General features: G+C 43.2%; 9 protein-coding genes and 1 tRNA gene. 3 read left to right on the forward strand and 7 right to left on the reverse strand.

Annotation, left to right across the window (positions count from 1 at the left end):
- Window positions 1-148: 148 nt before the first annotated feature.
- Both AC19MX_RS00510 and tamB read left to right on the forward strand, forming a co-directional pair.
- Complete coding sequence (locus tag AC19MX_RS00510; RefSeq protein WP_498296420.1) at window positions 149-1939, forward strand: autotransporter assembly complex protein TamA; 1791 nt, start codon at window positions 149-151, stop codon at window positions 1937-1939.
- Window positions 1936-5802, forward strand: coding sequence for an autotransporter assembly complex protein TamB (gene tamB, locus AC19MX_RS00515; RefSeq protein ID WP_498296177.1), 3867 nt, complete (start codon window positions 1936-1938; stop codon window positions 5800-5802). The genes AC19MX_RS00510 and tamB overlap by 4 nt, the downstream gene beginning before the upstream one ends.
- Window positions 5803-5954: 152 nt before the next feature.
- Here tamB and rplY read toward each other — a convergent pair whose 3' ends face one another.
- From rplY to AC19MX_RS00530, 3 genes are all read right to left on the reverse strand, one after another.
- Window positions 5955-6242, reverse strand: coding sequence for a 50S ribosomal protein L25 (gene rplY, locus AC19MX_RS00520; protein WP_432402644.1), 288 nt, complete (start codon window positions 6240-6242; stop codon window positions 5955-5957).
- 123 nt (window positions 6243-6365) lie between these two features.
- The gene (gene mepK, locus AC19MX_RS00525) at window positions 6366-6917 is read right to left on the reverse strand and encodes a peptidoglycan L,D-endopeptidase MepK (protein WP_432402642.1); all 552 of its coding nucleotides are present in this window, start codon (window positions 6915-6917) and stop codon (window positions 6366-6368) included.
- Window positions 6918-7197: 280 nt separating this feature from the next.
- The gene (locus tag AC19MX_RS00530; RefSeq protein WP_432402640.1) at window positions 7198-8619 is read right to left on the reverse strand and encodes a L,D-transpeptidase family protein; all 1422 of its coding nucleotides are present in this window, start codon (window positions 8617-8619) and stop codon (window positions 7198-7200) included.
- Window positions 8620-8890: 271 nt separating this feature from the next.
- Between AC19MX_RS00530 and AC19MX_RS00535 the strand changes: the two genes are divergently transcribed.
- Window positions 8891-9166 carry an HU family DNA-binding protein gene (locus AC19MX_RS00535; protein WP_432402638.1) on the forward strand — a complete coding sequence of 92 codons (276 nt, stop codon included), beginning with the start codon at window positions 8891-8893 and terminating at the stop codon, window positions 9164-9166.
- Window positions 9167-9798: 632 nt separating this feature from the next.
- Here the strand turns inward: AC19MX_RS00535 and AC19MX_RS00540 are convergent.
- The 4 genes from AC19MX_RS00540 to AC19MX_RS00555 all read right to left on the reverse strand — a co-directional run bounded on the left by AC19MX_RS00540 (window position 9799) and on the right by AC19MX_RS00555 (window position 14819).
- A tRNA-Leu gene (locus AC19MX_RS00540) sits at window positions 9799-9884 on the reverse strand.
- A 270-nt stretch (window positions 9885-10154) separates the two neighbouring features.
- Entirely contained in the window at window positions 10155-10487 is a 333-nt protein-coding gene (locus tag AC19MX_RS00545) for a hypothetical protein (RefSeq protein WP_498296179.1), read from the reverse strand.
- 174 nt (window positions 10488-10661) lie between these two features.
- Window positions 10662-11534 carry a 23S rRNA pseudouridine(2605) synthase RluB gene (rluB, locus tag AC19MX_RS00550; RefSeq protein WP_432401180.1) on the reverse strand — a complete coding sequence of 291 codons (873 nt, stop codon included), beginning with the start codon at window positions 11532-11534 and terminating at the stop codon, window positions 10662-10664.
- 201 nt (window positions 11535-11735) lie between these two features.
- Window positions 11736-14819, reverse strand: coding sequence for an efflux RND transporter permease subunit (locus AC19MX_RS00555; protein WP_498296181.1), 3084 nt, complete (start codon window positions 14817-14819; stop codon window positions 11736-11738).
- Window positions 14820-14821: the final 2 nt, after the last annotated feature.

Below are 14821 nucleotides of genomic sequence, written 5' to 3' on the forward strand. Positions count from 1 at the left end.
ATTGTTGCGACTTTTCATCTTTATAGCGACAATAGTCATATTGATATGGTGACAAGCATCATTAGCCCTATTTTTGGAAAATTTGCCTAATTTGTCCTCTAAACGACTTAAACTTAGCCAGTTATTGTTATTCTCGTTGACCCTATTGATGTCAGGCTTTGTGCTTGCCGAGAATAGTTGGCTTAACGTTCGTATTGATGGTGTCAGTAAAAAGCTTGAAAAAAATATTACCGCCCATTTAGGTACCCTGCCTGAATCTGGCGTGCAGCGCAGAGCCTTTTTGTTTACCGTTGATGACAATACTCAAGACGCTTTAGAATCCATGGGTTATTACCATGGCATTATTGATATTGACGTACAAGAAACCGAATCAGGCCCTTGGAAGCTTAACCTCAATATCACCACAGGGGATCCCGTTATCATTCAGTGGGTCGACATCAATTTTAGCGGCGATATGCTGCAAGATGACAGGTTTGCATTGTGGTTAAACAGTCTCAAAATTAAACCCGGCGATACCCTAAATCACGGTGTTTACGATGCTTTAAAATCTCAATTAGTCACTTTAGCGTTAGCGCGTGGTTATTTTGATGGTCGCTACACTAAATCTGAAATTAGCATTAACCGCGACTTTAATACCGCGCAAATCAATATCCAATTTGACTCAGGCAAGCGTTACTTATTTGGTGACGTTGATTTTGCAGGCAGCACGTTGAATGATGATGTTATTGAAGCGTTAATCCCGTTTGATGCTGACGCGCCTTATGCCACACAACAACTTACCGAATTTAACCGTAACCTGCTCGATACAGGCTACTTTAGTAACATAAAAGTATTGCCTCAAATAGATAAAATCAGCGATGGCGTGGTGCCGATAAAAGTGGAACTAAGCCCAAGGCCAAGCCACTTAATTGAGGTCGGCTTAGGTGCTGATATCGGCAATAGCACTGAAGACACCTTTGAGCCTCGAGTGCGAGTCACGTGGCGTACGCCACAAATTAACCGTTATGGCCATTATCAAGAAACCAGCGCTGAGTGGTCACCAGATAGGCCCAAAATATTAACAACCTATACCATTCCACTGAGTCACCCATTAGATGACCAACTGAAAATTAAATTGGGCATATTACGTGACACTTACGGCGTGACCCAAGACTATGATGAAGAAAGCCGCTCGTTCGACAATACGGGCGAATTAGAGTCTAAAAAATATTTAATTGGGCTTTCTCGTCAACAACGCTCTGAAAGTAATTGGTTATACGGTTACTCAATTGAGTCGATTCGGGAGTTTTATGAACAACTTGATACCGAGTACGATCCACGATTTTTATTAATGGGCTATAACCTCACTAAAACGGTTCGCGGTGACAACACATTGGATCCAAAATCGGGTTTTCGGCAAACGTACAGCATGGAATATGCAGACCCATCACTGGGTTCAACCATTCGCTTAGCACGTTTTCAAGCACGGTTTAAATGGATTGAAACCTTTTTTGATAAACACCGTTTTGTCGCACGCCTCGATTTAGGCGCAAACATTGCCAGTAGAGATGACATTAGTTTTATTCCGCCGTCACTGCGCTACTTTGCCGGTGGAGATCAAAGTATTCGCGGTTACAGCTACCAAGAACTTGGCCCCTATATTGACTACACAAACAGCGATGGTGGCATATCGCGCCAAGTTGTTGGTGGACGATATTTAGCTATTGGCAGCCTAGAATATCAGTATTACTTAACCCCAACGTGGCGCGTCGCCAGCTTTGTTGATGCGGGTAATGCCTTTGACACCGGACAACTCGAGCCAGTGGTTGCGGTGGGCGGTGGTGTCCATTGGATATCGCCAATCGGGCCTATTAAACTTGATTTAGGTTTTGGGTTAAAAGAAACCGAAACCGTAGCGCGCTCATTCCGTTTCCATCTCACCATGGGGACAGAGTTATGATAGACAACAATACACCAAACGCACAAAACCCAGACGAAACGCCTAAAGCACAAGCTAATTCGGCCAAAATACCACCTGCCCCCTTGAGTATTCAAGCTAAGCTGTGGCGCAATTTTAAGCTCTATACCCGTATTTTAATCTATGTGCCTTTAATCATCTTAATGCTCGTAGCGGTGTCGATAGGCACACCGTTTGGCAGTAAAACCACGGTGATGTTGGTCGATAAATTAGTCAGCGATATCGGCTTAGAATATCAATCTGGTACCCTTAACAATGACCTCAAATTACATCGCCTATCATGGGCAATGAAAGGCATTCAAGTCGAAGCTAAGGATGTTGAGCTTGATTGGGTACCCACTTGCCTTATCAACCGGCAAATTTGTGTGACGAATCTATCGGCAAGCAAACTCAAAGTAGATATTGTCACGGACAATATTCCCGCCAGTGAGCCAAGCGCACCAGAAATCGCGGATGAGACCCCGCAAGAACTGACGCTGCCGATAAGTATTAGCCTTAATAAAGCCCAGTTTAGCCGAGTTGATGTCACTGTTAACCACATGAGTTATCACGCAGACCAACTTGCCACAGAAGCCATTTGGAATGACAGTGGCCTGCAAATAGAAACCTTAACCAGCCAGGGGTTGGTGGTTAACATTCCCACCACAAATAACGACAGTCCCGATACACAAACAGCTGAAACAAATAATGATTGGCCTTTAGCAAAATTACCGGCCATCTTTATGCCTTTTCCAATAAAAGTGAAACAATTTGAAGCCGTTGACACGCAACTGAATATCGCTGAGCGCCAAGATAATTTTAGCCATATCGTGTTAGCGGCAAGTTTTCGTCAATATCAATTAGGTATCACCCAACTTGATATTCAACATGACTATGGTGATGTCAATGTGATTGGTGATATTGCCTTTTTAGACCATTACCCGCTGACGTTAAAGCTGCAAGCCAATATTGACCATGTGACCGAGGTCCCTGGGCTGGCCAAGCAAACATTAAGACTCGATTTAACTCAAGACTTAAGCCAACTCAATATCAATGCAATAGCAAAAGGCAGCAACGCTTTTACATTAGCGTCAACCATCGACTTAACGTCTAAGCAACTCGCTTATCAAGTCAGCTTAAATGATGCTTATTTGCAATGGCCATTACAAAAACCTGAATACATTGCGCAAATCAAGCAATTTACCAGTAACGGCAACCTAAGCGATCAAGTGGCTAAACTTGAGGGCCAACTGACAACACCTTTTAACCCTAACCTTATTGTTCGTGCCGACATTGATAACCGCCAACAACAATTAACGATTAAGACTCTTAATATTCAATCTATTGCGGGCAATATCGACTTAGATGGACAACTTTCTTATAAAGACAATGTTGTGTGGCAAGCCAATGTGCGCACTGATAATATTCAATTGCAGCATATTGACTATCTGACCCAATTTAACCCGCTCAAAAGTCAATTTAGTGGTACCTTTTCCAGCCAGGGCAATATTGGCGCTAAAGACTGGAAAGTCGCCATTGAACAGGCAAACTTAGCCGGTAGGCTCAATGGTTACCCGTTAAATTTACAAGGTAATATTGCCATTAACCAGGCATTTGCCATTAATGCAGACAATCTTCAAGCCAACGCACTTGGTGCTAACTTACTGATTAACGGTACTGCCGATACCCTTTGGGATATTGACGCTGAAGTGAGTGTGCCTGATTTAAGCCAATGGCTGCCGGGCGGTCGAGGTAATATTTTTGCTAAGGTTGATGTCAGTGGCAATAGCGCCAATCCAATTGTCGATGTCGATGCTCAAGTTAATAAATTCAGCTATAACGGCAGTAAAATAGACAATACCACGCTAGTAGCAAACTACCGTCCATTTGAGCAACACCGCTACCGAGTCGAACTCAAAAACAGCTTATTATTTTGGAACAATAATAAGTTGAGTCAATTAACCCTCGTGAGCGAAGGTGACCAACAGCAACAACAAACCACCTTAACCACCCAAGGTGACGTGGTAATCAACACGCAATTAGCGACTAACAGCAATCTCGACAAGCAACAATTTAATGGTAAGTTTACCCAACTCAACCTGTCAAATGTGCTCGGAGCATGGCAACAAGACACCCCGATTACCTTTGATTGGGACCAAGTAAAACAACGCGGTAATATTAGCCGTTTTTGTTTAGTGCACCCACACAATAAACTCTGTCTGGTAAACGACATTAGCTTAGGCAGCACAGGCCAAGCCAACATTAACTTCAGTGGCAATCCTGGGCAATTACTGGCACCTGTTCTGTCTAAAAAAATCACCTGGGATGGGCAAGCAGCGTTAACCAGTCAAATCAATTGGGCTAAGGGTAAAAAACCAACTGCCGATTTACAATTTACTTTAATGCCTGGCAACATTACCTTAACTCGAGCAAAGACCAAGCCCGTGAGTATCGATTATCAACAACTATTACTGCGAGCCACACTGGATGAAAAACAGGTCACGAGCACGTTGAGCTTTGATTCCTCTGGTATTGCAAACTGGCAAAGCCAGCTGAGTGTGAACATTACACCAGACAGAACCTTGCAAGGGGATATTAATATTAATGAGTTAAATCTTGCCCCCTTTGGTGAGTTTTTCCCGCGGCTTGCTACGTTAGAGGGGTTATTATCGAGCCGACTAACACTTGCAGGTTCGTTAATGGACCCAAGTGTTTCGGGTAATATTAAATTAAGTGACGGTGCTTTTGCATTGTCGAGCAATCCCACACTCATAGATAAGTTGTACTTATCTTTAGCCCTTGAGGGCCAGCAAGGCCAACTAAACGGCCAATGGCATATGGGCGATGGCGAAGTGGCAACACAAGGCACCCTCGCCTGGCCGCAAGGCAACTTTAGCGGCGACATCAACATTAAAGGCAGTAATTTAGCGGTTATTCAGCCACCGATGGCCATTTTAAATGTCTCCCCGGACATTAATATGACATTTGATCAACAATTGTTTGCCGTTAAAGGTCAAGTCAATGTGCCTTCTGGGCAAATCAAGATTGTGCCACTCGCAGAAGGTGGCGTTGCGGTATCAAATGATGTGGTCTTTAATGATTCGATTTCTGAACAAATCGTTAAAACCAGTCCTTATGCCATTACCGCAGACATCAATGTTAATGTGGGTAAAAACCTCACTATCGATGGCATGGGCTTAAAGGGTAAGCTGCAAGGTAACTTAGCGCTAAAGCAGCAGGCTTTTAAACCGCCTATGTTATTTGGTGATATTAAGGTGACTAAAGGGACCTATAAATTTATGGGGCAAACTCTCACCATTGATACCGGTGAAGTGCAGTTTGTTGGCCCTACAAGTGTGCCTAATCTTAATATTGAAGCCACTCGAGACATTAAAGATGAAGACATCACCGCGGGTGTTAGGGTAACGGGCACCCCAATGCGTCCTGTCGTCACGCTGTTCTCTAATCCCGCCAAAGAACAAGCCGAGGTGTTATCTTACATTCTCACAGGTAAAGGTTTCACCTCTACCTCAAGCGAGCAAAGTAACTCACTAATGATGGGTGCGGCACTTAGCTTAGGGGCCCAATTTGACGGTGGCGCCATGAATAGCATAGGCAGCACTGCGACAGGGTTGATTGAAAAGTTTGGGTTTTCTAATGTACAGCTTGATACTAACGATGACGGTAAAGTGGCTGTTAGTGGTTATATTGGCGAAGATCTCATGATCAAATACGGCGTGGGCGTCTTTAACCCAGGTTATGAAATGACGGTGCGTTACTACTTGTTATCGCAGCTGTATTTAGAGAGTGTATCGAGCACCTTAAGCCAGTCGTTAGATATCTATTACAGCTTCGAAATCGACTAAAGGTTCTAGGCCCCGTCCCCAAATGCTTATATTGGGGATCCAGGTGTTGCTTTAAGTGCTAGGTGCTAGGTGCTAGGTGCTAGGTGCTAGGTGCTAGCATAAAATTAAGACACAAAAAAAGCGCCCTTAGGCGCTTTTTTTCAAATTAGCGATTAAGCGAATTTGAAGTCAATGTGTTCAATCATTGGCTTGAAAGCGTGACGCTGTACAGCTTGTACACGTACTTTGATTTCTTTACCTTCTACAGCGATAGTTAAATCAGTAGTGTAGAAGTCATCGTTTAACTGGATGTTAATGATGTCTTTGTGTTCAAACTTGATTGATACAGGCTCATTGCTTGGGCCATAGATTACAGCAGGCACTTGACCAGCATGACGTAGGCGGCGGCTCGAACCTTTCCCGATTTCAGTGCGGGTTTGTGCGTTGATTGTGTAAGACATTAGTCACTCACTTAATAAATAATAAAGTATAAAGGCGTCATCATTTTCGACCAACGATGACTCAAATAAAGCGCGCGGATATTACCATAACTACCTACATCTCACAAGAAGATATAAAGACTATTAACCCCAACGCCTTACGGGACCACAATCAACATGAATAAAACCATCTCGAGGATAAAAACCCACTCCACCTAATTTTAATGAAGCTGCTGCATCACGAAGGTTTTTAGTGCTCACACCCGGAATGGCAATGTCCATTGCCATGCCTTTCATGTGATAACTTTTTTTAGCGACACCGTTACTTTTCGATGCCAGCATTTGATTCGTTTTTGGTGAACGATAAGCAGAGATTACATGGATTTCGTCTTGATTATCTAAGGTAAGCTGTAATTTATACAAATACTCAAATAATCGTTTATCAATCGGTGCCGCCACATTTTGGCGATGGTCGCGTAATACTTGATTAAAATCAGTCAACGTTTCAGCTTGATATTGGCCATCAATCCAAAAGCTACCTTGACTTCTTTCACCAGTATGGCGATTAAAAAAATGAAGGTCTTTAACACCATGAGTAGAACGGCTTGCTTGCGCGGTGTTAGGTAGCATTGTTGCTACAGCGACACCGCTTAAGCCTAATAAAATTTGTCGACGAGTTAGGCACTCAATTGTCATTTTTACACCACTTAATTTATCGATTTACATAATTTATCGGCTTAAAGCACGATTTCATCTTCACAATGGGCATAAGCACCATTGTTGGTTTTTTATCCAGCTGACCAGTAAATTAAACATTAATGACTATAAATGCAAGTGGGGATATTTTTTACTGTGCAATAAACACACAGTAAAAATACAGGAGTGTGATGTGCCTCAAGTGCTTATGAGTAAAATAGACAATAATTAACTTTACTTCATCAGCTAGGGTTTTATGTCGTTTCACAATGTTGACGCATTATTGAACTCGTGCTTGAGGTTGCGTTTTTTGACTTAATAAATTCACGGGAGTAACCGGAGCTAATTGGTAAATATCATCGCGGTATTGTGCAACATGTTCATCATCCACCCAAGCGCGCCAATACACCATGTGCACTGGTAATGTGTCCGATAAAGCAAACCATTGTGTTTTGGTGTAATTGTTCTGCAATCGGCTCCAGGTACGCTTATCAATAACTAAATGGTTAGCAAACCAATCGGCAAGTTGTTGTACTTTTTCAATCCGTACACAACCTGACGACAAATCTCTGTCGGATCTTGAAAACAATGATTTGCTTGGCGTGTCATGTAAATAAATACTTTGGTCATTATTAAAATGGAATTTATAACGGCCTAACGCATTATCACCACCAGGGCGTTGCACCACACGGTAAGGAAAACGCCCTACAGCCGCCTGTTGCCATTGTTGTGGGGTTTTATCGACTCTATTACCTTCAAAATCAAACACATCAAAATGTCTGTCATTAAAGTAATGACCATTTGATTGGATTTGCGGCAAAATATCCTGGCGTAACAGTTGCCTCGGCACAGTCCATGTTGGGTTAATAATGATATTAGAGATTTGCCCTGTCATAACCGGCGTTTGCCGATAAGATTTACCGACAATCACTTTTGACGCCAACACCACTTGATTGTTCTCGACTAATACCATTTGAAACGCCGGAATATTAATCAATAAATAGGGTTGCGGTAATTGGCTTAAATAGGTGGTTTTTTCGACAAAACTTTTAGCGAGTAATGTTGCTCTTTGTAGCGGGGTTTGATTGAGCCAAAATAAGGTTTTAGGCCCAATGACGGCGTCAGAGGTTAACCCATGCCTAGATTGAAAACGCTTCACGCTTTGCGCTAGCGCAGGTAAATACAACACTTCATCGGCAAGGTATTCATTGCCATCACCAAGTAACCATAAACGCTGGTTAATTTGCTTAATACTCGGATGGCCATCTCCAGGTCGCAACAATCCTCCGGGCTCAATCGCGTCCCAGTCTTGTGTTTGGGTTAGCCACATTAATTTTCGTAGATAATTAATCACGCCAAGGTAGTCTTCAACTGCAGGTTCGAGGGCAATATTTTTAGCAATAACAGACGCGCTATCGTCTAAAGTATCATAGGCCAATGGAACCTGTTTTTGATGCCAAAATGTGGCGACGCTTTGTTGAATACTGTCGATGTATTCTAGCTGTTCTGCATCTGATCCCGATTGTAATATCGCTAAGTATTGTGCTCGCTGCGCTGTAGGTTCAGCCAAATATTGTAATTGCAGATGCTGGATGAGATTGTCGTAATGATGTGGTTCACTCGCCAAAGAAGATGGCGATATACACAAGAGTAATACACCGATGATACTGATATGAATAGATCGCGCAGCTTGACTCAACATGCTGTTCCCCATAGCCTTCGACACCTCAATATTGTCACGTTTACCCTTGCAGTGAAACGAATATAATCATTATTGCAAATAATGGCCTACTTTGGATGACAGAAACATTTTAACAACAAAAGTTAATACCAAAGCGTTACTTCAACGTTCAATTTTCAATCATTTATATAAAAAATAGCCAGTTAACATTAAATTATCTACAGACAACTAGGAACACAGATCTCGAATTGTTATAAGGAGCGCTTGACGCATTCAAGCAGTAGAGATCCCTATGAATAAAAAGCAACTCATCCAATCCATGGCAAAAAAAATGGACACCTCTCAAGTTGAGACGAAACAGCATCTCGAACAGATATTACGTGTTATTCATCAAGGTTTAGCGGAAGGCGAGAAAATTTATATCCCACAATTTGGTACATTTGAATTACGCTTCTATTTACCTAAAACAGGCCGAAACCCTCAAACGGGTGAAGCGATGGAAATAGCAGGATTTAATCAGCCAAGCTTTAAAGCTTCACCAGCATTAAAAGCATTGATAAACGATTAGCCGAGACACTAAATGTAATAAACACTAGCGGCTAGAGCGCTTCGCTGCTAGTGACTATAACTGCGGCTATCCTGCCTTACTTCGAATAACTGAAATAACTCGCCCTTATAGCCGTGTAGCGAACTCGCAGGAAAACGTCCACCCTAGCATCTGGACTCATTATCTCTCATCGCTCGTTACCGTTCAAAACTCCAAATATCAGACATAAAAAAAGACCAGCAGCATAAGCAACTGGCCTTTGATTAACAGCGTCAACGTATTTTAGCGCAAAACAATTCTCTATAAATAGAGATTATAATGGTACCCGAGGCCAGACTTGCGCTTGCACGCCTGATGTTCAACCAGAGCTGCTTTAGGCTTTAAACCTTAACGATAAAACCCAAATTTCAGACGTAAAAAAGCCCCAACTTATGTTGAGGCTTTTTTACACCACTCCCTATTGCTAGCAGCTCGAATATCAATAATGGTACCCGAGGCCAGACTTGCGCTTGCACGCCTGATGTTCAACAAGAGCGCGAGGGATTTTGCCTTTAGCCTTTAACCTTTAGCTTAAAACCCAAATTTCAGACGTAAAAAAGCCCCAACTCATGTTGAGGCTTTTTTACACCACTCTCTATAAATAGAGATTATAATGGTACCCGAGGCCAGACTTGAACTGGCACGCTTATTCAGCGAGGGATTTTAAATCCCTTGTGTCTACCGATTCCACCACTCGGGCAAAACTTGTTGTGTTTTGATATCAAATATCAAGGCACTAAATTTTGATTTTCACTACGTTAATCTGGTGCGTTTTTCACGTCCCGTTTAACTTGGTGCATACTTTACTGTTTTTTTGACCTCAAGCAACAAAAATATTTACTTGAGCGAACCGAACGCTTCAAAATTCGTCAATTCGATTTAAATTACAGCAAACTGAGTGAGTTAACAGCAACCCACTCATGCTTAATACTCACAAAAAATACCACAAAATACGGAATAAACAGTAAGATTAATTAGCTCTAACCGGTGTTAAGCCTTTACTGCGATTGGTCACTGCATCTTCAATTTCAAAGCCCGCTTCAGACCACACTTGTGCTTCTTCTACATTAAAAGACTCTTTAGCCCAAATAGTTGCGGTATCTAAACTGAAGTTAGCTTGAACCCAACCATCAGCTTCCGTTGCACCAAAACCACGAACGCGCCAATTTTGAGCTTGAGTGGCATCAAAACCAATCGATTTCCACTGGCTAATTTCACGCTCTGACATGCCTTCCCAGCTTGGCGCTGATGCACAACCAACAACAAATAACACCAATAAACCAGCAAACAATTTCTTCATCATGTTCAATGACTCACAATAATACCGAAGCCCCATAAAGAGCTTGCGCGGAACGTTTTAATTAATGGTGCGGATCATATCTGAGATTGGACTTTAAACAAGCAGAATTACATAAAATTACAGTCAATAAAAAAGGCCGCTTTCGCGACCTTTAGAGGTAAAACCGACATCATGTGATTAGTCACGTTGACGTGTTGGTTTTCCGTGGTTTGAACCCACTTTATGTTTACGTACCGCACGACGAATTTTAGCACTTTTCACTTTAGAGCGAGCGACACTGTGTTTGTCAGAACCCAATAATGAACGTGTTTCAGGCTCAAGTCCTGCAAGTTGACGTAAATAGTTAACCTGGTCAATTGGCAATTCAATCCAACCGCCACGTGGCAACGTTTTTGGTAACTCAACTTGACCATAACGCACACGGATCAAACGGCTCACCTGCACTTCTTGTGATTCCCATAAACGACGCACTTCACGATTGCGTCCTTCACGTAATGTCACGTGCCACCATTGGTTAATGCCTTCGCCGCCAGCCGCTTTGATGCTGTCAAACTGCGCTGGACCATCTTCTAAGGTCACGCCGGTGCGTAAACGTTGTACTGCCGCTTCTGGCACTTCACCAAAAGTACGCACAGCGTATTCACGCTCAACTTCGTTTGATGGGTGCATCAAACGGTTAGCGAGTTCACCATCACAGGTAAACAGCAATAAACCAGAGGTATTAATATCTAAACGACCTACCGCAACCCAGCGAGCATCACGCACTTTAGGTAAACGTTCGAACACAGTCGTACGACCTTCAGGATCTTTGCGCGAGCAAATTTCACCTTCAGGTTTATGATAAGCCAACACACGACAAACGATGTCGTCAGCTGACTTTAATGAAACGGCACGGCCATCAATACGTATTTTGGCATCAGCCTCAACACGATCGCCTAAACCAGCAATTTCACCGTCAACACTAACTCGGCCTGCAGCAATCCATGCCTCCATCTCACGACGGGAGCCATGGCCTGCACGGGCCAAGACTTTCTGCAATTTTTCACTCATTAGCGGGGACTCTTTAAAGAAATTCGATAGAAAGCAAAAGGTTAATAACTTTTACTTTATTGTCTTTTTAGGATTGTACCCGCCTGTGACGCATACAATTAGAAAAGTGCCAAGATTATACGCTGAATGTGACAAACGAGCAAAAAAAACCGCCGACACGGTTAAATGTGTCAGCGGTTTTATCATGAGCCTAACGATAAACTAATGTGCAGTAATATCTTGGCGGTCAAAACGGATGTTAAACAATAAGCTGTACATCACAGGCAATACCACTAGAGTCAGTAATGACGCAAAGCCAAGACCAAAGATAATAGTAATAGCCATTGATCCAAAGAAGGCATCGCTGATTAACGGGATCATCCCCAACATGGTGGTGATGGCTGCCATCATGACAGGGCGAACACGGCTGACACAAGAATGCACTAATGCATTCGTCGGTGCTGCGCCATCATGAAGCTCGAGGTTTATTTGCTCAACCAATACAATACCGTTTTTAATCACCATACCTGACAAGCTCAGTAAGCCAAGCAAGGCCATAAAACTAAATGGCGCGTCAAACAGCAGTAAGCCGGCTGAGACACCAATGACAGCAAGTGGCACAGTAAACCAAATCACTAACGGTTGCCTTACCGAGTTAAACAGCAATACGGTAATTAAAAACATCGCTAAGTAACCGAGCGGAATAGAACTAAATACCGCCGTTTGTGCTTCACCAGCAGATTCATACTCGCCGCCCCACTCAAAGCGATAGCCAGCAGGAAGTTCAATGGCCTCGACTTTCGCTTTCACTTTACGATGCACCGAGTCTGCCGTTTCGTCTGAACCCAATTTAGGATCGCCTAATACGGCTAACATGCGGATTCTGTCGCGGCGCATCACCAACGGGTTTTCCCAGTCAGTGGTAAACTCACTGACCACCTGAGTCGCTGGGACAAACGTATTGTTCTCGGCACTCCAGATTTGCATTTTCCACAAGCTATCAGCTTGTAAACGCTCTTCTGCCGGCGCCCGGGCAACAATAGGCAGTAAGTGACTGGTTTCACGATATAAGCCTATCTGCTTACCGCTAAAGTTAAGCAATAAGGCGTTATCCAGATCTTGTTTACTGATACCGGTTTCACGTGCTTGCGCATTCAATAATTGCGGGCGGATCACTGGCACTTGATTGCGCCAATCATGGCGAACACTGTCCATTGAGGGTTCGTTATTGAAAATCTCTTTGGCCTGGGTTGCTAACGCACGTAACACTTGTGGGTCTTCACCATAAAAGCGCGCTTCAATTTTTGCGGCTGGCGACGGGCCATTCTCCATCATCTTCATACGATATTGCGCTTGCGGGAAGTTCTGCGCTAAAAAACGCTCAACCTCAGGCATATACGCTCTAACCGCATCTAAATCTTCCATTTCAATGATGATCTGAGCAAACGCGGCATAACCTTTTTCAGGCTGGTAAGGTAAAACAAATCGTTGTGCACCTTGACCTATCACGCTCGACAAATGCACCATACCCGTGCCATTTTGCTTATCTTCTGCAATAAGCTTGTGCTCAATTTTAGTCACAAAACGCTCAGTGGCTTTAATGTCTGTACCTTCTGGCATCCACACATCGACAAAGAAAATAGGTGTATTCGACGCAGGGAAAAACACATTCTTAATATAGCCAAAGCCAAATACCGCCGACGCCAACATCACCAGCACTAACAGCAAGGTCGCTATTCTGTATCGCAGTACAATGGATAATGTGCCGCGGTATGCAGTAAATAACCACCCTTTGTAGGGATCAACTTCTTCGTCAGTGGGCTCTGCATCTTTAAACAACACATTACAAAAGAATGGCGTTAAGGTAATGGCCGTGATCCAGCTAATGAACAACGAAATCATCAACACCTGGAATAACGAGCGACAAAACTCACCGGCGGCATTTTGCGATAAACCAATAGGAGCAAAGGCAATAATGGCAATCACTGTTGCACCGAGTAATGGCCACTGAGTTTGCGACACAATAAGCTTTGCGGCGGCTAAGCGCGTTTTGCCACGTTGCAAGCCAATCAATACCCCTTCGGTAATCACAATCGCGTTATCGACCAACATCCCCAGCGCAATAATTAATGCCCCTAGTGAAATAAGCTGTAGTTCGATACCCAGCACCTTCATCATAATGAAAGTACCTAAAATGGTCAGTAACAGGATAAGTCCCATTAATAAGCCCGAACGCAAGCCCATAAATAACAACAAAACAGCGATAACAATCGCAATCGATTCAAGCAAGTTAATTAAGAAACCTTGAACCGTGCTATCCACTTCATGACTTTGGTTGTATACCGTATCTAACGCCATGCCAATGGGGCGCTGTGATTCCAACTGCTCAAGACGTTCGGTGACTTTTTCACCCACATCAACCACGTTGACGCCGCCTGAGAATGAAATCCCCAAGCTCAATGCCAATTGCCCGCGGTTGTGATAAATCACACTTGGGGTTTCATCAAACTCTTTAGCTATACGAGCAATGTCACCTAAGTAAATCAGCTCGGTACTGCCAGGTGAACTCACCACTAAACGAGACAATGCGTTAACCGAATTAAATTCGCCGGTGGGGTGCAGTCGAATACGATTGTCACCAATCACAATGCTGCCTGCATTAGACACCACGTTTTGGTTGTTCACTAAGCTGTATATGTAATTTTGATCTAACCCTAAAGCAGACAATTTTTGCTGTGATATTTCAATGACAACTTGCTCAGTAATATTGCCGATAACTGACACTTTCTTTACACCGGGAACCAATACCAGTTCACGGCGTAAATAATCAGCATAATTGCTCAGTTCACGGTTACTGAAATCATCACCCGATAAGTTAAGCAAAATACCGTACACATCGCCAAAGTCATCTATCACTTGCGAAGAAGACGAACCTGGCGGTAATTGCCCTTGAGTATCACTCACTTTACGACGCATTTCGTCCCACACCTGTGGCAAACGCTGTTTGTCGTAACTGTCTTTAATCTCAATTTGAATTTGTGATAAGCCAGCACTGTTGATTGAGGTAATGTGTTTTACCCCATCAAGTTGTTGTAATGCATTTTCAAGCGGTAAAGTGACCTCTTCTTCCACTTGCTCAGGTGAGGCTCCCGGATAAGCAGTAATCACCAATGCTTGTTTAATGGTAAATTCTGGAAACTCAAGCTGGCCTAAACCGGTAAATGCAACGCTACCGCCAATGAGCAGTAACAGGGTAAACATCCAACTAATGACTTTGTTGTTAATAGAGTACTCAGCAACACTCATCG

Source organism: Shewanella sp. MF05956 (assembly GCF_059758055.1).

What these genes read in the sequence shown, in the direction of transcription:
- AC19MX_RS00510 (WP_498296420.1), top strand. Translation starts at nt 149, where the DNA reads ATGTCAGGCTTTGTGCTTGCCGAGAATAGTTGGCTTAACGTTCGTATT.
- tamB (WP_498296177.1), top strand. Translation starts at nt 1,936, where the DNA reads ATGATAGACAACAATACACCAAACGCACAAAACCCAGACGAAACGCCT.
- rplY (WP_432402644.1), bottom strand. Translation starts at nt 6,242, where the DNA reads ATGTCTTACACAATCAACGCACAAACCCGCACTGAAATCGGGAAAGGT.
- mepK (WP_432402642.1), bottom strand. Translation starts at nt 6,917, where the DNA reads ATGACAATTGAGTGCCTAACTCGTCGACAAATTTTATTAGGCTTAAGC.
- AC19MX_RS00530 (WP_432402640.1), bottom strand. Translation starts at nt 8,619, where the DNA reads ATGTTGAGTCAAGCTGCGCGATCTATTCATATCAGTATCATCGGTGTA.
- AC19MX_RS00535 (WP_432402638.1), top strand. Translation starts at nt 8,891, where the DNA reads ATGAATAAAAAGCAACTCATCCAATCCATGGCAAAAAAAATGGACACC.
- AC19MX_RS00545 (WP_498296179.1), bottom strand. Translation starts at nt 10,487, where the DNA reads ATGATGAAGAAATTGTTTGCTGGTTTATTGGTGTTATTTGTTGTTGGT.
- rluB (WP_432401180.1), bottom strand. Translation starts at nt 11,534, where the DNA reads ATGAGTGAAAAATTGCAGAAAGTCTTGGCCCGTGCAGGCCATGGCTCC.
- AC19MX_RS00555 (WP_498296181.1), bottom strand. Translation starts at nt 14,819, where the DNA reads ATGAGTGTTGCTGAGTACTCTATTAACAACAAAGTCATTAGTTGGATG.